Annotated in this window: 21 protein-coding genes; 11 read left to right on the top strand and 10 right to left on the bottom strand. The window is 71.3% G+C overall.

Annotation, left to right across the window (positions count from 1 at the left end):
• The 3 genes from ACFRMN_RS17785 to ACFRMN_RS17795 all read right to left on the bottom strand — a co-directional run.
• Window positions 1-253 (bottom strand): DUF5707 domain-containing protein (locus ACFRMN_RS17785; RefSeq protein WP_383020146.1); only part of this gene is annotated, 253 nt, incomplete at its 3' end.
• Window positions 254-487: 234 nt separating this feature from the next.
• Window positions 488-1,069, bottom strand: a complete 582-nt coding sequence (locus tag ACFRMN_RS17790) for a TetR/AcrR family transcriptional regulator (protein ID WP_383020148.1) — start codon at window positions 1,067-1,069, stop codon at window positions 488-490.
• Window positions 1,070-1,158: 89 nt separating this feature from the next.
• Window positions 1,159-2,913 (bottom strand): acetyl/propionyl/methylcrotonyl-CoA carboxylase subunit alpha, encoded by a 1,755-nt coding sequence (locus ACFRMN_RS17795; protein WP_383020151.1) that lies wholly within the window; start codon window positions 2,911-2,913, stop codon window positions 1,159-1,161.
• 306 nt (window positions 2,914-3,219) lie between these two features.
• Between ACFRMN_RS17795 and ACFRMN_RS17800 the strand changes: the two genes are divergently transcribed.
• Window positions 3,220-3,699: a hypothetical protein gene (locus tag ACFRMN_RS17800; protein ID WP_383020154.1), complete on the top strand. Its 480-nt coding sequence runs from the start codon at window positions 3,220-3,222 to the stop codon at window positions 3,697-3,699.
• Window positions 3,700-3,727: 28 nt separating this feature from the next.
• Here ACFRMN_RS17800 and ACFRMN_RS17805 read toward each other — a convergent pair whose 3' ends face one another.
• The 4 genes from ACFRMN_RS17805 to ACFRMN_RS17820 form a co-directional block, all read right to left on the bottom strand.
• On the bottom strand, window positions 3,728-4,342 hold the full coding sequence (locus ACFRMN_RS17805) for a nucleoside triphosphate pyrophosphatase (protein ID WP_383020156.1): 615 nt from the start codon (window positions 4,340-4,342) through the stop codon (window positions 3,728-3,730).
• A 62-nt stretch (window positions 4,343-4,404) separates the two neighbouring features.
• Window positions 4,405-4,533 carry a morphogenic membrane protein MmpB gene (gene mmpB / locus ACFRMN_RS17810; RefSeq protein WP_383020159.1) on the bottom strand — a complete coding sequence of 43 codons (129 nt, stop codon included), beginning with the start codon at window positions 4,531-4,533 and terminating at the stop codon, window positions 4,405-4,407.
• Window positions 4,534-4,624: 91 nt separating this feature from the next.
• Window positions 4,625-4,831, bottom strand: a complete 207-nt coding sequence (locus ACFRMN_RS17815; protein WP_383020162.1) for an acyl-CoA carboxylase epsilon subunit — start codon at window positions 4,829-4,831, stop codon at window positions 4,625-4,627.
• Between the two features lie 22 nt (window positions 4,832-4,853).
• Entirely contained in the window at window positions 4,854-6,467 is a 1,614-nt protein-coding gene (locus ACFRMN_RS17820; protein WP_383020165.1) for an acyl-CoA carboxylase subunit beta, read from the bottom strand.
• A gap of 118 nt (window positions 6,468-6,585) precedes the next feature.
• Here ACFRMN_RS17820 and ACFRMN_RS17825 point away from each other — a divergent pair, with 118 nt between their 5' ends.
• The 5 genes from ACFRMN_RS17825 to hutH all read left to right on the top strand — a co-directional run bounded on the left by ACFRMN_RS17825 (window position 6,586) and on the right by hutH (window position 13,224).
• Window positions 6,586-7,464, top strand: a complete 879-nt coding sequence (locus ACFRMN_RS17825; protein ID WP_383020167.1) for a biotin--[acetyl-CoA-carboxylase] ligase — start codon at window positions 6,586-6,588, stop codon at window positions 7,462-7,464.
• A gap of 238 nt (window positions 7,465-7,702) precedes the next feature.
• Complete coding sequence (locus ACFRMN_RS17830) at window positions 7,703-8,854, top strand: adenylate/guanylate cyclase domain-containing protein (RefSeq protein WP_383020170.1); 1,152 nt, start codon at window positions 7,703-7,705, stop codon at window positions 8,852-8,854.
• Window positions 8,855-8,931: 77 nt separating this feature from the next.
• Window positions 8,932-9,732, top strand: coding sequence for an enoyl-CoA hydratase/isomerase family protein (locus ACFRMN_RS17835; protein WP_383020172.1), 801 nt, complete (start codon window positions 8,932-8,934; stop codon window positions 9,730-9,732).
• Window positions 9,733-9,813: 81 nt separating this feature from the next.
• On the top strand, window positions 9,814-10,977 hold the full coding sequence (locus tag ACFRMN_RS17840; RefSeq protein ID WP_383020175.1) for a diguanylate cyclase domain-containing protein: 1,164 nt from the start codon (window positions 9,814-9,816) through the stop codon (window positions 10,975-10,977).
• Window positions 10,978-11,676: 699 nt separating this feature from the next.
• Window positions 11,677-13,224 carry a histidine ammonia-lyase gene (hutH, locus tag ACFRMN_RS17845; RefSeq protein WP_383020179.1) on the top strand — a complete coding sequence of 516 codons (1,548 nt, stop codon included), beginning with the start codon at window positions 11,677-11,679 and terminating at the stop codon, window positions 13,222-13,224.
• Window positions 13,225-13,283: 59 nt separating this feature from the next.
• On the opposite strand, the gene ACFRMN_RS17850 is transcribed toward hutH, so the two are convergent.
• The gene (locus ACFRMN_RS17850) at window positions 13,284-13,571 is read right to left on the bottom strand and encodes a hypothetical protein (protein ID WP_383020181.1); all 288 of its coding nucleotides are present in this window, start codon (window positions 13,569-13,571) and stop codon (window positions 13,284-13,286) included.
• Window positions 13,572-13,678: 107 nt separating this feature from the next.
• On the opposite strand from ACFRMN_RS17850, the gene ACFRMN_RS17855 reads away from it, so the two are divergent.
• The 5 genes from ACFRMN_RS17855 (at window position 13,679) to ACFRMN_RS17875 (ending at window position 18,981) form a co-directional block, all read left to right on the top strand.
• Window positions 13,679-14,053 carry a hypothetical protein gene (locus tag ACFRMN_RS17855; protein ID WP_383020184.1) on the top strand — a complete coding sequence of 125 codons (375 nt, stop codon included), beginning with the start codon at window positions 13,679-13,681 and terminating at the stop codon, window positions 14,051-14,053.
• A gap of 165 nt (window positions 14,054-14,218) precedes the next feature.
• Window positions 14,219-15,478, top strand: coding sequence for an Ig-like domain-containing protein (locus ACFRMN_RS17860; RefSeq protein ID WP_383020582.1), 1,260 nt, complete (start codon window positions 14,219-14,221; stop codon window positions 15,476-15,478).
• 152 nt (window positions 15,479-15,630) lie between these two features.
• Window positions 15,631-17,082, top strand: a complete 1,452-nt coding sequence (locus tag ACFRMN_RS17865; protein WP_383020187.1) for an ABC transporter permease — start codon at window positions 15,631-15,633, stop codon at window positions 17,080-17,082.
• Between the two features lie 76 nt (window positions 17,083-17,158).
• Window positions 17,159-17,842 carry an ABC transporter ATP-binding protein gene (locus ACFRMN_RS17870; RefSeq protein WP_351394618.1) on the top strand — a complete coding sequence of 228 codons (684 nt, stop codon included), beginning with the start codon at window positions 17,159-17,161 and terminating at the stop codon, window positions 17,840-17,842.
• Between the two features lie 149 nt (window positions 17,843-17,991).
• Entirely contained in the window at window positions 17,992-18,981 is a 990-nt protein-coding gene (locus ACFRMN_RS17875; protein WP_383020190.1) for a GNAT family N-acetyltransferase, read from the top strand.
• Between the two features lie 45 nt (window positions 18,982-19,026).
• On the opposite strand, the gene ACFRMN_RS17880 is transcribed toward ACFRMN_RS17875, so the two are convergent.
• Both ACFRMN_RS17880 and ACFRMN_RS17885 read right to left on the bottom strand, forming a co-directional pair.
• Complete coding sequence (locus tag ACFRMN_RS17880) at window positions 19,027-20,460, bottom strand: ParB/Srx family N-terminal domain-containing protein (RefSeq protein WP_383020193.1); 1,434 nt, start codon at window positions 20,458-20,460, stop codon at window positions 19,027-19,029.
• A gap of 191 nt (window positions 20,461-20,651) precedes the next feature.
• Window positions 20,652-21,209: a hypothetical protein gene (locus ACFRMN_RS17885; protein ID WP_383020584.1), complete on the bottom strand. Its 558-nt coding sequence runs from the start codon at window positions 21,207-21,209 to the stop codon at window positions 20,652-20,654.
• Window positions 21,210-21,258: the final 49 nt, after the last annotated feature.

The following is a 21,258-nucleotide window of genomic DNA, read 5'->3' on the forward strand; positions in this document are numbered from 1 at the left end:
CGACGGACTCCATGTCCTGGGCGGTCGGCTTGAGGTCCGAACTCTTCGGCCAGGCCAGGACCTTGAGGCTCCGGATTCCCGAGTCATCGGTCACCATCGCGGTGAAGGTGACCGAGCCCGCGGCGCCGGTGGTCGGGGCGAGGTAGCGGGCCGCGCCGTTCTCCACTGTCGGCTTGGCGGACGGGCCGGCCGTGGCGATACCGCCGAGAGCGACTGCACCAATAAGCGACGGAACGATGACGCGCTTGGACATGAGAATTCTCCCCGGATTAGGAACGGAACGACTCGGTGCGTTCCCTGATGTGATCGAGCCTATGAGCGCGGGATCGCGTGGTCCTCGGGCTCTGGGATGATCAGCTCCTCTAACCAGAGATAGAGTCGGCCCCGGCCGCCTATGTGGTGACGGGTGGTGAAGGTGGGCGTGTCCGGGACACTAAAGCGTGATTTGTGGTGCGCGATCCCGGGCGCGAGCGCCGGCGGCAGCCCCTCAGGGGCGCAGGCCCGTGAGCGTCAATTTCAGGAGGCGGTCCGCCAAGTGCGGGTCGGACGGGGATTGTTCCGCCGCCAAGGCGATCGCGTTCGTGAGCTGCATCAGATCGTCGATCGAGACCTCCGGCCGGACATGGCCGGCCCGCTGCGCCCGTATCAGGAGGCGCCCGCCCGCCTCGCGCATCGGCACACTGCACTGCGACAGCGCCGAACTCTTGTCGTGGGAAGCCGACATGAGCGCCTGCGAGAGCCCGCGGTACTCACCCGCATGAGTGATGAGCGTACCCAGCCATTCGACCAGCGCGCCGCACGGCTGCTCCGCCCCGGCGAGTTCGCGGGAGCGCTCGACGAGGGAGGCGAGCGCTTCCTGGAAGACCGCGTTCATCAGCGCGTGGCGGTTCGGGAAGTGCCGGTAGAGCGTGCCGATGCCGACGCCCGCGTGGCGCGCGATGTCCTCCAGGGAGGCGTCCGTGCCGTGTTCCGCGAAGCTGCGGCGGGCCTCCGTGAGCAGCCGCTCGTAGTTGCGGCGCGCGTCGGCGCGCATCGGTCGGGGCAGCGCGTGTGCCGTACCGCTCGCCATTGGGGGTCCTCTCTGTCTCCACCCGTGGCGTCAAGGATGCCACCGCACACGCGGAGGCCCCGCCCGATGTGACGGGGCCTCGGTGTGGGTCAGTCCTTGATTTCGCAGATGATGGCGCCGGAGGTGAGGGCCGCGCCGACTTCGGCGGCGAGGCCCTTGACGGTGCCTGAGCGGTGCGCGTTGAGGGGCTGCTCCATCTTCATGGCTTCGAGGACGACGACGAGGTCGCCTTCCTTGACCTCCTGGCCCTCTTCGACGGCGACCTTCACGATGGTGCCCTGCATCGGGGAGGCCAGGGTGTCGCCGGAAGCCGCGGAGGCCGACTTCTTGGCGGCGCGGCGCTTGGGCTTGGCGCCGGCGGCGAGGCCGGTGCGGGCCAGCGTCATGCCCAGGCTGGTGGGCAGGGAGACTTCGAGGCGCTTGCCGCCGACCTCGACGACGACGGTCTCGCGGCCGGGCTCGTCGTCGGTCTCGGCGTCGGCGGGGGCCGCGAAGGGCGGGATGTCGTTGGTGAACTCGGTCTCCATCCAGCGGGTGTGGACGGTGAACGGGTCGGAGGTGAAGGCGGGGTCGGTGACGACCTTGCGGTGGAAGGGGATCGCCGTGGCCATGCCCTCGACCGTGAACTCGTTGAGGGCGCGGGAGGCGCGCTGGAGGGCCTGTTCGCGGGTGGCGCCGGTGACGATCAGCTTGGCGAGCAGGGAGTCCCAGGCCGGGCCGATGACGGAGCCGGATTCGACACCCGCGTCGAGGCGGACGCCGGGGCCGGTGGGCGGGGCGAAGGTGGTGACGGTGCCGGGGGCGGGCAGGAAGCCGCGGCCCGGGTCCTCGCCGTTGATACGGAACTCGAAGGAGTGCCCGCGCACGGCCGGGTCGTCGTAGCCGAGGGCTTCGCCGTCGGCGATGCGGAACATCTCGCGGACCAGGTCGATGCCGGTGACCTCTTCGGTGACCGGGTGCTCGACCTGGAGGCGGGTGTTGACCTCCAGGAAGGAGATCGTGCCGTCGGTGCCGACAAGGAACTCGACGGTGCCCGCGCCGACGTAGCCGGCCTCCTTGAGGATCGCCTTGGACGCGGCGTACAGCTCGGCGTTCTGGGCGTCGGAGAGGAAGGGGGCGGGGGCTTCCTCGACGAGCTTCTGGTGGCGGCGCTGGAGGGAGCAGTCGCGGGTGGAGACGACGACGACATTGCCGTGGGAGTCGGCCAGGCACTGGGTCTCGACGTGGCGGGGCTTGTCGAGGTAGCGCTCTACGAAGCACTCGCCGCGGCCGAAGGCGGCGACGGCCTCGCGGACGGCCGAGTCGTACAGTTCCGGGATCTCTTCGAGCGTACGGGCGACCTTGAGGCCGCGTCCGCCGCCGCCGAAGGCGGCCTTGATGGCGATCGGCAGGCCGTTCTCCTCGGCGAACGCGACGACCTCGGCCGCGCCGGAGACCGGGTCGGGGGTGCCGGCGACCAGGGGGGCGCCGGCGCGCTGGGCGATATGGCGGGCGGCGACCTTGTCGCCGAGGTCCCGGATGGCCTGTGGCGGCGGGCCGATCCAGGTCAGCCCGGCGTCCAGTACGGCCTGGGCGAATTCGGCGTTCTCCGACAGGAATCCGTAGCCCGGGTGGATCGCGTCCGCGCCGGAGTCCTTGGCCGCCTGGAGCACCTTGGCCATGTCCAGATAACTGGCTGCCGGGGTGTCACCGCCCAGGGCGAATGCCTCGTCGGCCGCGCGGACGTGCAGGGCGTCCCGGTCCGGGTCCGCGTAGACGGCTACGCTCTGGATCCCGGCATCCCGGCAGGCACGGGCAACGCGGACAGCGATTTCGCCACGGTTGGCGATGAGCACCTTGCGCACGATGGCTCCCTCCTTGAAAACAAGCTGAGTTTAGGGACTGCCGACACGCCCCAAGGATCCGTCCCCAATGGTGACCTTGCCCACACAGAGCGTGGTCCGAGGCTGACTCAGGAGGCGAAATCCCTTGTGGCACCACGGTACGCCGGGATTCCCCGTCGCACAGTAGCGCTCGGATGTGGTCCACCTCTCTGTCCGAGTACCCCTCGGCGGATCGCGAATCTTTGTGGAGTCCCTACGAATGGCCGAATGATTCTCTGCCCTCGTCCGGGCCCTTGTCCGGAGGTTTACCGGTTAGTAGCGTGCGCGATGTCGTGCGTACTACCGGTAACAGGGGAAGAGGGTGGCGTCGTGGCGCGCAGACCGGTGGCCTGGGTGGCCGCGATCGTGCTGCTGCTTGAGGCGGTCGGCATCGTGTTCGTCAACGGTGTGCTGGCGACGGTTGTCGACAATCAGCGGATGTCCCTGGCCGGACTCGATCCGTCCGCCATGTCTCTCGGTACGTGGGTGATGGGCGGGGTCTTCGGCGCCTGTCTCGTACTCGTCGCGGCGATTCTGCTGCGTACGGCCCTCAGGGACCGCGCCCCGGGCCGCTTCGGCAGGATCGCGCTCATCGCCTGCGCGGTGGTGCACGGGGTGCTCGGCGCGGTGACGGTGGGCCTGGTGGGGTGGAGCGCCTTCGCGTTCATGATGGTCGTGCTGGGGCTGCTGGTGCTCGTGCTGGTGACGTACGAGCCCGAGCGGGTGAGCGCGGACGAGGGACCGGCCGAGGGGCCGGCGCCCGCCTGAGCGCGAGTGTCCTGGGTACGGGGCCGGTTCAGGCCCACAGGTCGGTGATCGTCACGCCGTGCTCGCCGAGCAGCCGGCGCAGCAGGGGCAGCGACAGGCCGATGACATTGCCGTGGTTGCCGTCGATCCCGTCGACGAAGGGCGCGGAGCGGCCGTCCAGGGTGAAGGCGCCCGCGACGTGGAGGGGTTCGCCGGAGGCGACGTACGCGGCGATCTCGGCGTCCGTCGGGTTGCCGAAGCGGACGGTGGTCGAGGCGGTCTCGGCGGCGCGGCGGCCGGTCGTCGTATCGATCACGCAGTGGCCGGTCCGCAGGATTCCGTCACGTCCGCGCATCGACTTCCAGCGGGCGGTGGCCTCCTCGGCGTCGGCGGGCTTGCCGAACGCCTCGCCGTCGAGTTCGAGGACGGAGTCGCAGCCGATGACCAGAGCGCCGGCCGTCGCGGGGAGCGCGGCCACGGCGGTGGCCTTGGCCTCGGCGAGAACGAGCGCCAGTTCGGCGGGGGTCGGGGCGGTGAGGGCGTCCTCGTCGACGCCGCTGACGATCACCTCGGGGGCGAGCCCGGCCTGCCGGAGCAGTCCGAGACGGGCGGGGGAGGCGGAGGCGAGAACGAGCCGGCGGCGCTGATCGGTCATGCGGGCCATCGTAGGTCGCGGTGTCCGGCCGGTACGGGGGAGGTCCGCGGGTGGTGATCAGCGGGTGGTGGTCAGTGGAGGCCGAGCACGACCATCGCCAGCACCACCGCCAGGGCGAGCAGCACACCGGCGCGGCGCAGCATGAGCTGCGCGTCGCGCATCTCTCTTGGCGGCTCGTTCTCCGGGTCGGACCACAGCATGAGACCGATACTCCGGCCGCCGGGACAGGAACGCCTGAGTACGTGTACTCAGCCGCGGCGGTGCCCGCGTACTATCCTCGCGCCGCCGGACCTACCCGGGCCAGTACGTACGCGCCCAGGCCCGTGGCCCCGGCTGGGGGAGCCGGCGGCGGGCGATCCGGGTCGGGGCGGACCACTCGGCGGGGGGCTCGGCCGCGCCCGACGGCGAGTCCGCCACCGCCGCCGCGCGCGCCTGGACCACCGCGAGTGCGGCGGCCAGCTCCTCCCGGGTCGGGTTTCCTCGTACAACCTTGATCACTGTCGGCGCCCTTCCCGAAGTCCTAGAGGGGGATGTTGCCGTGCTTCTTCGGAGGCAGGCTTTCCCGCTTCGTCCGCAGTTGACGCAGGCCCTTGACGATATGCGCCCGGGTCTGGGACGGCATGATGACCGCGTCGACATAGCCGCGCTCGGCCGCCACATACGGATTGAGCAGCGTGTCCTCGTACTCCTGGATCAGTTCGGCGCGCGTCTCCTCCTGCGCCGTCGCGTCACCGGCCGCCGCGATCGTACGGCGGTGCAGGATGTTCACCGCGCCCTGCGCGCCCATCACCGCGATCTGCGCGGTCGGCCAGGCGACATTGAGGTCGGCGCCCAGATGCTTGGAGCCCATGACGTCGTACGCGCCGCCGAACGCCTTGCGGGTGATCACCGTGATCAGCGGGACCGTGGCCTCGGCGTACGCGTAGATCAGCTTGGCGCCGCGCCGGATGATGCCGCCGTACTCCTGGTCGACCCCCGGCAGGAACCCCGGGACGTCCACGAAGGTCAGCACCGGGACATTGAAGGCGTCGCACGTACGGACGAACCGCGCGGCCTTCTCGGAGGCGTTGATGTCCAGACAGCCCGCGAACTGCATCGGCTGGTTCGCGACGATCCCGACCGGGAAGCCCTCGACCCGGCCGAAGCCGGTGATGATGTTCGGCGCGAACAGCGCCTGGGTCTCCAGGAATTCGGCGTCGTCCAGTACGTGCTCGATGGCCGCGTGCATGTCGTACGGCTGGTTCGCGGAGTCCGGGATCAGCGTGTCCAGCTCGCGGTCCTCGTCCGTCGTCGCCGGCTCCGCCTCCTCGGGGAAGGCGGGCGGCTCGGACAGATTGTTCGAGGGGAGGTACGACAGCAGGGACTTGACGTACTCGATGGCGTCCTTCTCGTCGCCCGCCATGTGGTGCGCGACGCCGGAGGTGGTGTTGTGCGTACGCGCGCCGCCCAGCTCCTCGAAGCCCACGTCCTCGCCGGTCACCGTCTTGATGACATCGGGACCCGTGATGAACATGTGCGAGGTCTGGTCGACCATCACCGTGAAGTCGGTGATCGCGGGCGAGTAGACCGCGCCGCCCGCGCAGGGGCCGACGATCAGGCTGATCTGCGGTACGACACCCGAGGCGTGCACATTGCGGCGGAAGATCTCGGCGAAGAGACCGAGGGCGACCACCCCTTCCTGGATCCGCGCGCCGCCGCCGTCGTTGATGCCGATGATCGGACAGCCGGTCTTCAGCGCGAAGTCCATGACCTTCACGATCTTCTCGCCGTAGACCTCGCCGAGCGAGCCGCCGAAGATCGTGAAGTCCTGCGAGTAGACACAGACCGGACGGCCGTCGACCGTGCCGTAGCCGGTGACGACCCCGTCCCCGTACGGGCGGTTCTTCTCGATGCCGAAATTGGTGGAGCGGTGCCGGGCGAACTCGTCCAGCTCGACGAAGGACCCCTCGTCGAGCAGCAGGTCCACCCGCTCGCGGGCCGTCAGCTTGCCCTTGGCGTGCTGCTTCTCCACCGCGCGCGCGGAACCCGCGTTCGTGGCTTCCTCGATACGCCGCTGAAGATCCGCGATCTTGCCCGCGGTGGTGTGGGCGGCGGTTCCGTGGGGGATTCCTCGGGCGTTTTCCGGCTCGGACATCGGGATGCGGCTCCCTGCGGGGTCACGGATGCGGGTGTTGCGGGTGCTACTGATCCGTAGGGTATCGGCGCGGATACCGTTCGGCAGTGCGGTGTTGGACACACCTAGGGTGGCTTGCATGACGGATCCCCATGCACCCGAGAGCCGCTGGTCCGACCTCGAACGCCCCCCGCTGAACGAGCGCGCGCTGCGCCGCGGACTGATCCGGCCCGACGGGCTCTGGCGCTCGCTCGACGTGGTCGCCGCCACCGGATCCACCAACTCCGATCTGGCCGCGCGGGCCATGCCGGGGGCGGACGGCACGCCGGGAGCGCCGGAGGGCACCGTACTGATCGCCGAGGAGCAGACGGCGGGACGCGGCCGGCTGGACCGGCGGTGGTCGGCGCCCGCGCGCTCCGGGCTCTTCTTCTCCGTACTGCTCAGACCGGGCCCCGGCGTCCCCGTCCACCGCTACGGCTGGCTGCCGCTGCTGACCGGAGTGGCCGTCGCGACCGGGCTGGCGCGGGCCGCGGGCGTGGACACGGCACTCAAATGGCCCAATGACCTGCTGGTGACCGTGGACGGCGAGGAGCGGAAGGCCGGCGGGATCCTCGCGGAGCGGGCGGGGAACGACGCGGTCGTGGTGGGCGTCGGCGTGAACGTCTCGCTGCACACGGCGGAACTGCCCGTACCGGCGGCCGGCTCGCTGGCCCTGGCGAACGCGGTGTCCCTCGACCGCGACACCCTGCTGCGCGGGGTCCTGCGGTCCCTGGAGCGGTGGTACGGGGAGTGGCGCGAGGCGGACGGCGACCCGGGCGCCTGCCGGCTCCAGGAGGCGTACGCGGCGGGGTGCGCGACGCTGGGCCGCACGGTACGGGCGGTCCTGCCGGGCGACCGGGAGCTGGTGGGCGAGGCGGTGGCCGTGGACGGTGACGGACGGCTGGTGGTCGCGACGGAGGACGGCGCCCGGCATCCGGTCGGCGCGGGCGACATCGTCCACCTGCGGCCCGTCGCCTAGATCCTGTCCGGTCGGCGGGTCCGGAGCCCGTCCTCCGCCATGGGCATATGCAAGGCGCACATGGCGCCGTCGCCGGGCCGGGCCCGAAGCGGCCACCGGCGACGGCCCGTGACCGGACCGTCGCGCCCCGATCCGGGTGCCCCCGCGATACGTGAGCCAGCGCACATCTGCCGTATCGTTGAGGCGGTCCACGACAGATCGGCAGGGCAGTGCGCAGGGAACGGGCAGGAGGCGGCTGGTGACCGTCGACGATTCGACTTCCGGCGAGGAAGCGCAGCCGCCGTCGGAGTCTTCGGCACACCCCACCCCCCACCATGTCGTCGACCACACGGCCGAGCCGTCCGACGACCCGCTGGCCATCCGCCTCGAACAGCTGATCCTCGGCGCGGACCGCCGCTACACCGCCTTCCAGGCCGCCCGTACCGCCGGGGTCTCGATGGACCTCGCCTCCCGCTTCTGGCGCGCCATGGGCTTCGCCGACATCGGCCAGGCCAAGGCGCTCACGGAAGCGGACGTACTGGCCCTGCGGCGGCTCGCCGGTCTGGTGGAGGCGGGGCTGCTCAGCGAGCCGATGGCGATCCAGGTCGCCCGCTCGACCGGCCAGACCACCGCCCGGCTGGCGGAGTGGCAGATCGATTCCTTCCTGGAGGGTCTGACCGAGCCGCCCGAGCCCGGCATGACCCGTACCGAAGTCACCTACCCCCTGGTGGAACTTCTCCTGCCCGAGCTGGAGGAATTCCTCGTATACGTGTGGCGGCGCCAGCTCGCCGCCGCCACGGGCCGTGTCGTCCAGGCCGCGGACGACGACGAGATGGTCGACCGCCGGCTCGCCGTCGGCTTCGCCGACCTCGTCGGGTTCACCCGGCTGACCCGGCGGCTGGAGGAGGAGGAACTGGGCGAGCTGGTCGAGGCGTTCGAGACGACCGCCGCCGACCTCGTCGCCGCGCACGGCGGCCGGCTGATCAAGACCCTCGGCGACGAGGTCCTGTTCGCGGCGGACGACGCGGGAACGGCCGCGGAGATAGCGCTGCGCCTGATAGAGACCATGACCCATGACGAGTCGATGCCGGCGCTGCGCGTCGGGATCGCGTTCGGGACGGTCACGACGCGGATGGGCGATGTCTTCGGTACGACGGTGAACCTCGCGAGCAGGCTGACGTCGATAGCGCCGAAGGACACGGTCCTGGTCGACGGCGCGTTCGCGGAGGAGCTGATCCGCACGGGCGACGCCCCGGCCTCCGAGGCGCAGGCGGCTGAGATCGCGGCGAAGGCCGAGAAGGAGGGCGCGGCGCTGCCCTCGTACCGCTTCGGGCTCCAGCCGATGTGGCAGCGGCCGGTGCGGGGGCTGGGTGTGGTGGAGCCCTGGCTGATGGGGCGGCGGAACACCTAGTCCTGTCCGGGGCGGAAGTCGCCCCCTAGGATCGGCCCCGGTGAAGGTGAACCGTCGTTAACCGGGAGGGTGCGGTCATGGCTGAGGCTGAGCAGAGGTTCGGGGAGTTCGTCGTCGTACGGCGGCATGGGCATGTCGCGGAACTGGTCCTGGACCGGCCCAAGGCCATGAACGCCGTCTCCACCGAGCTGGCCAGGTCCCTCGGGGCCGCGTGCGCCGAGCTCGGCGCCGACCGGGGCGTACGGGTCACGGTGCTGACCTCCACCCACACGCGGGCCTTCTGCGTCGGCGCGGACCTCAAGGAGCGCAACTCCCTCAGCGACGCCGAGCTCGTGCGCCAGCGGCCGACCGCGCGGGCCGCGTACACCGGCGTACTGGAACTGCCGATGCCGACCATCGCCGCGGTGCACGGCTACGCGCTGGGCGGTGGCTTCGAGCTGGCGCTCGCCTGCGATCTGATCGTCGCCGACTCCACGGCGGTCGTGGGGCTGCCCGAGGTGTCGGTCGGGGTGATTCCCGGCGGTGGTGGTACGCAGCTGCTGCCGCGCCGGGTCGGCACCGCGCGCGCCGCTGAACTGGTCTTCACCGCACGGCGGGTGGCCGCGGCCGAGGCGGCGGCGCTGGGACTGATCGACCAGCTGGTGGACGAGGGCGCCGACCGGGACGAGGCCCTGGCCCTGGCCGGCCGTATCGCCGCCAACTCGCCCGTCGGCCTGCGCGCCGCCAAGCGCGCGCTGCGGCTCGGGCACGGGCTCGATCTGCGGGCGGGGCTTGAGGTCGAGGACGCCGCGTGGCGGTCCGTCGCGTTCTCCGGGGACCGGGCGGAAGGGGTCGCCGCCTTCAATGAGAAGCGGGAGCCGCGGTGGCCCGGAGAGTGAACGCGCCCTGTGGGTGAACGCGCAACGATCACCCATCGCTCCAGATGATCAAATCCCCTCAAACCGTCTTAAGCTGGGACGATGGGAGTGGATGGGCGACTGCGCGCCATAGTGGAACTGTCTCAGGCGATGGCGGCGGCTCCTACGACGAGGGAGTCCTGGCGGGCCGCCGCGCACGGCGCGCTGGAGGCCCTTGGGGGGAGCTTCGCGGCGCTGTCGTCATGGGAGCGGGAACTCGGGCATCTCAAGGTGCTGGTGAACACCGGGGCGCGGGTCGACGGGGAGGAGGAGTTCCCCAAGGACGAGACGTACCCCGTGCATGAGTTTCCCGAGATCGTGGAGTTCCTGCATGAGCGGTGGGCGGGGGGCGGCGGGCCTCAGGCATGGGTCGAGACCGCGGCGGGGCCGGCGGTCGTGCCGGCCCCGGGCGTTCCGGGCGGGCCCGGCTACAACCACCAGCGCGTGGCCGCGCTGCGCAGGCGGGGCCGTGGCTGCTGTGTCGTCGCGCCGATCGTGCTGCACGGGCGCGCCTGGGGCGAGCTGTACGTGGCCAGGCCCCCGGAAGCGCCGCTGTTCGACGCGGCCGACGCGGATTTCGCGACCGTCATCGCGTCGGTGGTGGCGGCCGGGATCGCCCAGACGGAACGGCTCGAAGAGGTCCGCAGGCTCGCCTTCACCGACCCGCTGACCGGCCTCGCCAACCGGCGCGCGGTCGACGTACGGCTCGACGAGGCGATCGGGCGCTACCAGGAGGAGGGGGCCGTCGTCAGCCTGGTCGTCTGCGATCTCAACGGCCTCAAGAAGGTCAACGACACCCAGGGGCACGCGGCCGGTGACCGTCTGCTGGAACGGTTCGCCACGCTGCTGTCCGTATGCGGCGCGCGGCTTCCCGGTGCGCTGGTGGCACGACTGGGCGGGGACGAGTTCTGTCTGCTGACGGTGGGGCCGACATCGGACGAGGTGCTGGCGGTGGCGTCCGAGCTGTGCGAGCGGGCGGCCGGGCTGGAACTGGGGGAGGGCGTGGCGTGCGGGATCGCGTCGACGGGGGACCCGATCGGGGAGGTGCCGTCGGCGCGACGGCTGTTCCGGCTGGCGGACGCGGCGCAGTACCGGGCGAAGGCGGCGCGGGCGGGCGGGCCGGTGGTGGCGGGGCGGGACGGGGCGGTGCTGCGTCTGGCGGACGCGCCGGCGCCGGCGCGGGGGGAGAGGCGGCGCTTCCGGGACGCGCCGCCGGGGTCGGTGTAGCCGGCGCCGGGGTGCGCCGTCCGGCGGGGTGCGCCTCCGGCGGGGGGGGGGGGGCGTTGCTCGGGTGCGTTTTGGCTCGGGCCGGTGGTGCGGGTGCGGGTTGTTGCCGGGGTGCGCTCCGGGGCTCGCGCCCGGGACTGCATGATTTACGGCGCGCAGCTGCCGGACGTTTAGACGCGGGCGGTCGCGCGCCACAAATCACGCTCTACGTACCGGACACGACCCCTGCGCGCCCCCCTTCACCGCCCGTCACCGACGAGGCGCCCGTGCGCGAGGGCGGGAGGGGGAGGCGGCGGCGCCGTCCCGCACCCGGCCCACTCACCCCCGCCGGGACGGCGAGTGGCGGGCGGCGCCGTCCCGCACCCGGCCCACTCACCCACGCCCGGACGGCGAATGGCCGGGGCCACCGGCCCGCACCCAACCCCCCAACCCTCAGCCAGGGCGGCGAATGGCCGGGACCGCCGGGGGGAGGGGGCCGGGGTCGGAGGAGGTGCGTGTCCGGACGTAAAGCGTCGCAGCACGCGCGAAGCGCGGTGAGGAAAGCAGTCCGGACACGCACCTCCGCAGGCCCCGGCCCCCGGCCGACGACGACGCGACCGCAACCCGCACCGCACCCGCACCCCCGCCGGCAGGCGCACCCCCGCCGGACGGCGCACCCGCCTAGTGACACCCTGCGATTCAGTCCGTACGCTCCTGAATATGGATATGCACACAGTCGTGTTGGGGACGTCCGGGACGACCGCCGAGGATGTCGTCGCCGTGGCCCGGGGCCACGCCCGGGTCGAGCTCTCCGCCGAGGCCCTTGGCGCGCTTGCCGCCGCTCGGGAGGTCGTGGACGCGCTGGCCGCCAAGCCCGAGCCGGTGTACGGGGTCTCCACCGGGTTCGGGGCGCTCGCCACCCGGTGGATCAGCCAGGATCTCCGGGGCCGGCTCCAGCGCAACATCGTGCGGTCGCACGCCGCCGGGATGGGCCCGCGCGTCGAACGGGATGTCGTACGGGCGCTGATGTTCCTGCGGCTCAAGACCGTGGCCTCCGGGCGCACCGGCGTGCGCCCGAGCGTGGCGCGGACCATGGCCGATGTGCTGAACGCGGGGATCACGCCCGTGGTGCACGAGTTCGGCTCGCTCGGCTGCTCCGGGGACCTCGCGCCGCTCTCCCACTGCGCGCTGACCCTGATGGGCGAGGGCGAAGCGGAGGGCCCCGACGGCGTCGTACGCCCCGCGGGCGAACTGCTCGCCGCGCACGGGATCGAGCCGGTGGAGCTGCGGGAGAAGGAAGGGCTCGCCCTGCTCAACGGGACCGACGGCATGCTCGGCATGCTGATCATGGCGATCGCCGATCTGAAGCGCCTCTACACCTCCGCCGACATCACCGCCGCGCTGAGCCTGGAGGCCCTGCTCGGTACCGCCAAGGTCCTCGCCCCCGAGCTGCATGCCATCCGCCCGCACCCGGGCCAGGGCGACAGCGCCGCCAATATGCTGCGGGTGCTCGCCGGGTCCGGGCTGACCGGGCACTTCCAGCAGGACGAGGCTCCGCGGGTCCAGGACGCCTACTCCGTGCGCTGCGCCCCGCAGGTCGCGGGCGCGGGCCGGGACACGCTGGCGTACGCGGGCGTCGTGGCCGATCGTGAGCTGGCGGCGGCGGTCGACAACCCCGTGGTGCTGCCGGACGGCCGGGTGGAGTCGAACGGCAACTTCCACGGCGCCCCGGTGGCGTATGTACTGGACTTCCTGGCGATCGCCGCCGCCGACCTCGGTTCCATCGCCGAGCGCCGTACGGACCGGCTGCTGGACAAGAACCGCTCGCACGGTCTGCCGCCCTTCCTCGCCGACGACGCGGGCGTCGACTCGGGGCTGATGATCGCCCAGTACACCCAGGCCGCCCTGGTCAGTGAGATGAAGCGGCTCGCGGTGCCGGCCTCGGTCGACTCGATCCCCTCGTCCGCGATGCAGGAGGACCATGTCTCCATGGGCTGGTCGGCCGCGCGCAAGCTCCGTACCGCCGTCGACAACCTGGCCCGTGTGATCGCCGTGGAGCTGTACGCGGCGACGCGCGCGATCGAGCTGCGTACGGGCCTGACGCCCGCGCCCGCCTCTCAGGCGGCCATCGACGGCCTGCGCGCCGCGGGCGTTCAGGGGCCCGGACCCGACCGCTTCCTCGCGCCCGATCTCGCCGGGGCCGACGCGTTCGTGCGTGGGGGCGGGCTGGTCGCCGCGGTGGAGCCGGTGACCGGGCCGCTGGCCTGAGACGGTCCGAGAGATGGAGGGGCTGCCCGGACGGGCGGGCCCCTCCGTACGTACGCGTCTCAGAGCGGCACGCGGGCTCCTCTGCGTGCGGAGTACGCGACGAACCCCGCGCCGATCCCGAGACAGAGGCTTCCGCCGATCAGATACGGCGTGGTGTCCACGCCTCCCGTGTCGGCGAGGGTCAGGTGCTCGGATGCCTCGGTGGTGAGGCTCCGGGCGGATACCGCCGACCGCTCCCGCGGACCGCCCTGCTCCGCGGTGGCCTTCGCCGAGGGCACGAACCACAGGGCGCAGAGCAGGGTTGCGGCGGCGGTAGCGGTCAGGAGCGGTCGGCGCGCGACGGACACGTGATCGATCCCCCTTGTGACAACGCCGAATTGGCTGGGTGCGGTGATGTTAGTGACAGCAGCGGGTCGCGGGAAAGTCGTGGGGTCGGGAGCTTACCCTCCGTCGTATGAGCGATTCTGAGACATCACGGTATGTTCGGGTACAGGTGGAATTGGTGCTGGAGGTCGATGACCCCGAGCGACTGAGCGCCGCCGCCCTCGCCCGAATCGGCGCGGATGAGTCCATGCCGGACGACGAGCGGGCGCATGCCCGGTCCGCGGTCCGGGAAGACGAGGCGGAGGCCCTCGCGTATCTGGTCGAACCCTTCGACCTGGTCAAGGAGGTCCCGGGGATCGAGCTGGCCCAGGCCTCGTGGACCAGCGAACTGATCGACTACGACCCCGACGCGGTGGAGTGGGGCCTCGACGAGGACGACGAGGACGACGAGGAAGACGCGGAAGGAGCCGGGGTCGAGGGCGAGGTCGGAGCTGGTCGGATGTAGCGCGGAGGCATGTCACTCTGGTAAGCCCCGGTCCGCCGCAGCCGACGGGCCGGGGCTTCCGTGTTTCCGCGGGGCGAGTGGTGTTCACCACATCTTCGGGCGATGTGGAACCGGACGAACCGGTACAGGTGTTCTTAAGTGTTATCGGCAGGGTAAGCGGCGATGATGGAGAAGCGTGTGATGAGGGACAGCAAGCGGCGCAAGGTCATCGTGGCCGCGTCCGCGGTGCTCGGCGGCGTACTGGTGCTTTCGGCCTGTAGCCAGGGAGCGGACAAGCCTGCCGGCGAGAGCTCGGCGTCGGCTCAGGCCAAGGCCGACGAGGTGGCCGCCAAGGAGACCTCGCAGGCCCAGATAGCCATCGCGCCCAAGAACGGCGCGACGAATGTGGGTATCAACAACGACGCCAAGGTCACCGTCACCAAGGGCACCCTCACCAGCGTGACCATGACCACCGCGGACGGCACCGCCGTCAAGGGCACCATGGCCGCCGATGCCAAGAGCTGGAAGCCCGACGCGCAGCTGGAGCGCTCCACCGCGTACAAGATCACCGCGACGGCGAAGGACGCCAAGGGCCGCGACGCCCATGAGAACTCCTCCTTCACCACCGTCTCGCCGAGCAACAGCTTCATCGGGAACTTCACCCCCGAGGACGGCTCCACGGTCGGTGTCGGTATGCCGGTCTCGATCAACTTCGACAAGGCGATCACCGACAAGAAGGCCGTCCAGGACGGCATCACCGTCACATCGAGCAGCGGCCAGCAGGTCGTCGGCCACTGGTTCAACCAGCAGCGCCTCGACTTCCGTCCCGAGCAGTACTGGACGGGCGGCTCCACGGTCACCCTCAAGCTGAACCTGGACGGGGTCGAGGGCTCGGACGGCGTCTTCGGCGTCCAGCAGAAGACCGTCACCTTCCAGATCGGCCGCAGCCAGGTCAGCACGGTCGACGTCAAGAGCAAGACGATGACCGTCGTACGGGACGGCAAGACGCTCAAGACCATCCCGATCTCCGCCGGTTCGCCGGAGAACACGACCTACAACGGCCAGATGGTGATCTCCGAGAAGTTCAAGGAGACCCGGATGAACGGTGCCACGGTCGGCTTCACGGACGACGACGGCAAGGGCGAGTACGACATCAAGGACGTCCCGCACGCCATGCGGCTCTCCACGTCGGGGACCTTCATCCACGGCAGCTACTGGGGCGGAAACGCGTTCGGCAACGTCAACACGAGCCACGGCTGTGTGGGCCTGAAGGACGTGAAGGGCGCCGGCGACCCCAACCAGCCGGCCGCCTGGTTCTACGACAACTCGCTCCTCGGTGACGTGGTCGTCGTCAAGAACTCCGCCGACAAGGTCATCGCGCCGGACAACGGCCTCAACGGCTGGAACATGAACTGGGCCGAGTGGCAGGCCGGTTCGGCCGCCTGACCTGGTCCGATTGACCCGACTCGCCCGGCCGGTCCGAGTCCGTACGTGAACGGCGGCGGCACCTCCTCCAGGTGCCGCCGCCGTTCACGTTCTCATCCCGCTCTCACCCGGCCCTTAACTCCCCATCACACCGGGCACCTAGCTTCACGCCCATGTTCTTCACCTACCTCAGGCGCGAGCTGCGCCGTCGCAGAAAGGCGGCGCTCGTCGTCGCCTCGGGGCTCGCCCTGGGCATCGCGCTGGTGATCGTCGTCAGCTCCGTCTCCTCGGGCATGAGCCAGGCCCAGGACAAGGTCCTGCAATCGCTCTACGGCCTCGGCACCGATATGACCGTCACCAAGGCCGCGGCCCCGCCCGGCGAGGGCGACACCAACCGCAGGCGCTTCGAGTTCGACGCCAAGGACGACACCGACACCGAACAGCAGAGCAGTGACCGGGTGATGGTGCAGGGTCTCCAGACCCTGGCCTCCTCGACCGTCACCGAGGTCGGCGGCCAGAGCGGGGTCGCCGAGGCCGTCGGCGGGCTCAGCCTGACCGTGCTCAAGGTCGACGGGGAGTTCAAGCGCGGCGAGATCACCCCGCCGCAGGGCGGCGGCGGCCGGACCGGCCAGGGCGGTACGGGCGGCGGTGAGGTCCGGGGCGGTGGCGCCGCGTTCGACGTCAACTCGTACTCCGTGTTCGGCACCGATGTGGCCGCGCCCGCGCTCGGCCCGCTGACCTCCTCCAAGATCACCACGGGCCGTACGTTCAACAGCACCGAGACGGACGCGGCGGTCGCGGTCGTGGACAGCGCGTACGCCAAGGAGAAGAGTCTCGCGGTCGGCAAGACCGTCACCATCTCCGGTACGAAGTTCTCCATCGTCGGGGTCGCCACCGCCGACAGCGGGGACTCCGCCGCCAACCTCTACGTCCCGCTGAAGAAGGCCCAGACCCTGGCCGACTCCAAGGACAAGGTCACCACGGTCTACGTCAAGGCCGCCGACTCGCAGCAGATCGACAGCGTCAAGTCCGCCATCCAGAAGAACATCCCGGACACGACGGTCACCACCTCCGCCGATCTCGCCGGCACCGTGTCCGGTTCCCTGTCCACCGCCTCCGACCTCGCCACGACGGTCGGAAAGTGGCTCTCCATCGCCGTGCTGATCGCGGCCTTCCTGGTGGCGGGTCTGCTCACCTCCTCGGCCGTCAGCCGCCGGGTACGGGAGTTCGGCACGCTCAAGGCGCTCGGCTGGAAGAGCGGCCGGGTCACTCGCCAGGTGGTCGGCGAGGCGCTGGTCAACGGGCTGCTCGGCGGTGTGCTCGGGATCGCCCTCGGTCTCGGCGGCGCCTATCTCGTCACCGCCATCAGCCCGACCCTCACGGCGCAACTCGGCTCCACGGGCGGGGGCGGCGGCCTCGGCGGCGGCGGTCCCATGGGCGGCGGCGGCCCCGGGCGCCAGACCGCGTCCAAGGCCCTCGACATCGCCCTGACCGCGCCCGTCTCCGTCTCCACCATCGGCATCGCCGTGGGGCTGGCCGTCGCCGGCGGTCTGATCGCCGGCGGCTTCGGCGGCTGGCGGGCCTCCCGGCTGCGGCCCGCGGACGCCCTGCGCCGCGTCGAGTAGTCCCGTTCCCCCCGTCCACAGGATTTCGAACAGCAGGATTTCGAACAGCAGGATTTCGCACAGCAGGAGTTGAACCGTGTACCAGCTCAGAGGCGTCACCAAGCGCTACTCGCGCGGCAAGAAGACCGTCGACGCGCTCGCCGGCGTCGATCTGACCATCGAGGACGGCGGCCGGCTCGTCATCCAGGGCCCGACCGGCGGGGGAAAGTCCACGCTCCTCCAGATGCTCGGCGGCCTCGACCGGCCGACGCAGGGCAGCGTCGAATTCGACGGGGTGGATCTGGCCAAGCTGCCGGAGGCCAGGCTCACCAAGGTACGGGCGGAGAGCATCGGCTTCGTCTTCCAGAGCTTCAACCTCATCCCCACGCTGACCGCGCAGGAGAACGTCGAGACGGCGCTGGTGCCGCTCGGCCTCAAGGGCGCGGCCCGGCGCGAACGCGCGGCGGAGGCGCTGGGCTCCGTCGGCCTCGGCGAACGGCTCGGCCATGTGCCCGGCGAGCTCTCCGGCGGCCAGCAGCAGCGCGTCGCGATCGCCCGCGCGCTCGTCAAGCGGCCGAAGGTGCTGCTCGCCGATGAACCCACGGGAAATCTCGACGAGTCGATGCGTGACGAGATCATGGAACTGCTGGAGGGCCTCTGGAAAGAGCACGGCCTGACCTTCATCATGGTCACTCACGACAGCTCGATCGCCCGTCGCGCTCCACGGCTCGCCACGATCCGCAAGGGACGGGTCACGATCACCGAGAACGCCGCGGCCTGACACCGCGAGTGGCGCACGCGCCGGGCCGTACGGGCGTTGACGTACGGCCCGGTCCCGCCGCCGTACGAGCGTTGACGTACGGCCCGGTTCCGCCCGGATGTCTCCGAAAGTCGGGGGCGTCACCACCCACGTACGCGTAGGTTCGACCCATGCTGATCACACTGGGAAGCCCGCCCTCGGACGCCGAGACCGACGCCTGGCACGCGGTGATCAGCGCGGCCCATGTCCGTGATCTGCCGGCCTCCGCGCCCGAGCCGAGCAGGACCGAGACGGAGGGAAAGCTGCGGATTCCGCCGGTGAGCGGGCGGAACGTGCACCTCGTGGTGGCGGGGGAGGACGGCACGTACGAGGGCGTCGCCTCGCTGCTGCTGTTCACCGACGAGGCCAACCGGCACACAGCCTTCCTGGACGCCCTGGTGGTACGCCCCGACGCCCGGCGGCGCGGCATCGGGGCGACGCTCTGGACGGCGATACGCGCCGAACTCGCCGCCCGGGGACGCTCCTCGGTCTCGACCGTTCTGGAACTCGGCGGCGCGGGCGAGGCGTTCGTCGACAGCCTCGGCTTCACCAATGTGCTGCGCCTCGGCTGGTACGTGCAGCGCGTCGCACAGGCGCTTGAGGAGATTCCGCGGCCCGCCCTGCCCGAGGGGCTGCGCTTCGCGGGCTGGTCGGGCGTCGTGCCCGACGGGACGGCCGAGGCGTTCGCCCGCGCCCACGGCGCGAGACGCGACGTGTCGGGGCCCAGCAGACAGCTGGACGAACACACACCGAGCTGGGACGTGGAACGGGTACGGACCGCGGCCCGGCTGATCGAGCGGCGCGGCGGGATCGTCCTCACCTCGGCCGTCCTGGACACCGAGCGGGACGACGCCGTCGTCGCCTACACCGAGGTCGTCCTGACCGACCCGTCGGACACCCGCGCGCTCCAGTACGACACGGTGGTCGTCCCCACCCACCGGGGCCGGGGCCTGGGCCGCGCCGTCAAGCGGCATCTGCTGGGGCGGCTGCGCGAACTGCACCCGGGCGTACGGGAGATCCGTACCACCGTCGCCGACGACAACGTGTCGATGCTGGCGATGAACGAGGCGCTCGGCTATCGGCGGGAGCGGCCCGCCGGGGTCTTTCAGGCGAAGCTCTGACCGACGGGTGGGGCCGGCCCGCCCCACCCGTCGCCTCGGGTGCGGTCAGCGGTTGCCGACCAGCTGGACCGGTCCGTTCAGGGTGTTCGGGGTGCAGCCGGGGCCCGACAGGGTCAGCCGCTGCTTGGTGTTGACCACGGAGAGGGGACCGGTCAGCGAGGTGCCGCAGATCTGCACGGTGTCGGCGCCGACCGCCTGGACGGGCCCGGTGATGTCCGCGCCCTTCGCGACCAGGCTCGCGCCCCCGGTGACCACGACAGGTCCGGTCTGCCGCGTGCCGTTCAGGCAGACGACGCCCGAGGAGACGACCAGCGGGCCGGTGTGCTTGCCGGTCAGCGTCTTCGTGCAGGTGGGCGCGGCCGGAACCAGGGCGCGGAAGTCCAGCGCGTACGCGAGCTTGCCGGGCTTGTCGTCGGAGATCGGGGCGCTCAGCTTGCCGAACTCACCGCCGGTCGGCTTCTTCCCGGCGTTCCACTCCGGCATCCGGCCCAGCTCGTCGGCGGTGCGGCCGTCGGCGATGACGGTGTCACCGGCCGTGCCGGACATGGCCTCGGAGGCGGCGCGGACGGCGGTCAGATAGGAGGCGGGGGAGTTGACGTCGTACGAGTCGAGGTCCACGCGGTCGCGCAGCCAGGTGCCCCACAGGAACTCCAGGTACTCCGCCGTCTCCGCGGGAGCCTGGTAGCCGATGTCGCGCGTGAAGTAGACGAGGCTGCGGTAGCGGTCGTCCTGGAAGTGGGCCAGGCCGAGGCGCTGGGGGAGCTGGTCAGTGGTGATGGGTTTGTTGTTCGCGTCGCGCAGCCAGACCCACTTCTTCTCCCGCATGGTCCGCCAGAAGGCGTCGGGCGACAGGCCGCTCAGATTGTCGGCGACGCGCAGCCGGATACGCGTCTTCGGGCCGCCGTCGGGCGTTTCGAGGAAGGACGTCAGGGAGTGGTGTCCGTCGGTGAGATACAGCTCGCCGCCGGGGCCGATGACGACCGTCTTCATCGCGGCGCGCGTCTCGTCCGTCTCCTGGCCGACCGGGACGGTGCAGGTGAAGCTGGACGGGTCGGAGAGCTTGGCGCCGGGCGACACCGTCGCCGCCTCCTCCTGGCCATTGGTCTCGCACCAGTCGTCGAACCGCTTGTTGAAGTCGCCGTTCCGCTCGTCCTTGGGGCTGCTGTAGCGGCCGAGCTTGTAATAGATCTGGTCGAACCCCACGGAGGGCTGGGTGGGGCGCAGTTGGTCGAGCGAGACTTCGAGGAGGTCGCCGGCCTTGGCCTTGAGAGCGGCGCTCTTGGCTCCCGCTCCCGCTGTGCCTGTCGTACCCGCGGAGGCCGCGCCGACGGGGGAACCGGTCGCGACGACACCGCCCAACGCGAGAGCGCCCGCCGCCAGTCCGGCGGCGAGACCGCGCGCCGCGCCGCCGGGGCGCCTGCCGGCCCGTGCGGGACGGTGGCCGTCAGGCCGGTGCTGCGTACGGGCTGAGTCGGTCATACGGTCTCCAGATGGTGTCGCGCCGGCCCGCGGTCCCTCCGGGCGCCCGCGGTGGATCGGGCATATCCACTCACCTCTGCCGGTACCGCCCAGTGGCATTGGATCATCGGGCAGGTGTCGGGCGGGTGAACGATGCTGTCAGGTTCGCAGAGTTGTACGTCCGGTGGGGCGCCGCCGCGGTATAGGGCCGGTCAGCGCCGGGGCCCGGCCAGCGCGTAGAGCAGCCCGCCGCCCGCGGCGAGAGCGACCGCCGTCCCGGCCGCGGCGGTCGTACCCGACGGCTGGAACAGCCAGGTCGCGACCTGGGCCGCCACCCCGCCCGTGGGCGGCAGGAACAGCGCCACCGCGCACCAGCCGAAGGGCAGGGCCCAGGCGTACCGGCCGCCCCACAGCGCCGCCCCGATCGCGGCGAGCCCCGCCGAACCGGCGCTGTTCCGCAGGAGAGTTCCGGCCCGCACCGGCTCGTCACCGGCGGCCAGGAGGGCGAGCAGCACCGCCCCGGCGAGCACCCCGATGAGCAGCACATGTGCCGCGCGCCGGGGTGCCCAGCGGATCGCCGCCGTACGGTCGAGCGCGCGGTCCTGCCCGCTCAGGCCGACCGTGGCCGCCGCCACCACGGAGGTCAGCAGCAGGACCTGAGTCCTCGGATCGCCGGACCCGGCGCCCCGGGTGAGCGACCAGGTGGCGACGGTGGCGAGCAGCGCGGCGGCGAGCGACGCGGGGACTTGGCGGGAGCGCGCGTACAGCATCAGCCAGCGGGTGGAGGGCCGGTGGGTGTGCGGACGGTGGGTGGACGGA

The sequence above is a fragment of the Streptomyces sp. NPDC056835 genome (assembly GCF_042789485.1).
In the GTDB taxonomy this organism is placed as follows: Bacteria; Actinomycetota; Actinomycetes; order Streptomycetales; family Streptomycetaceae; genus Streptomyces.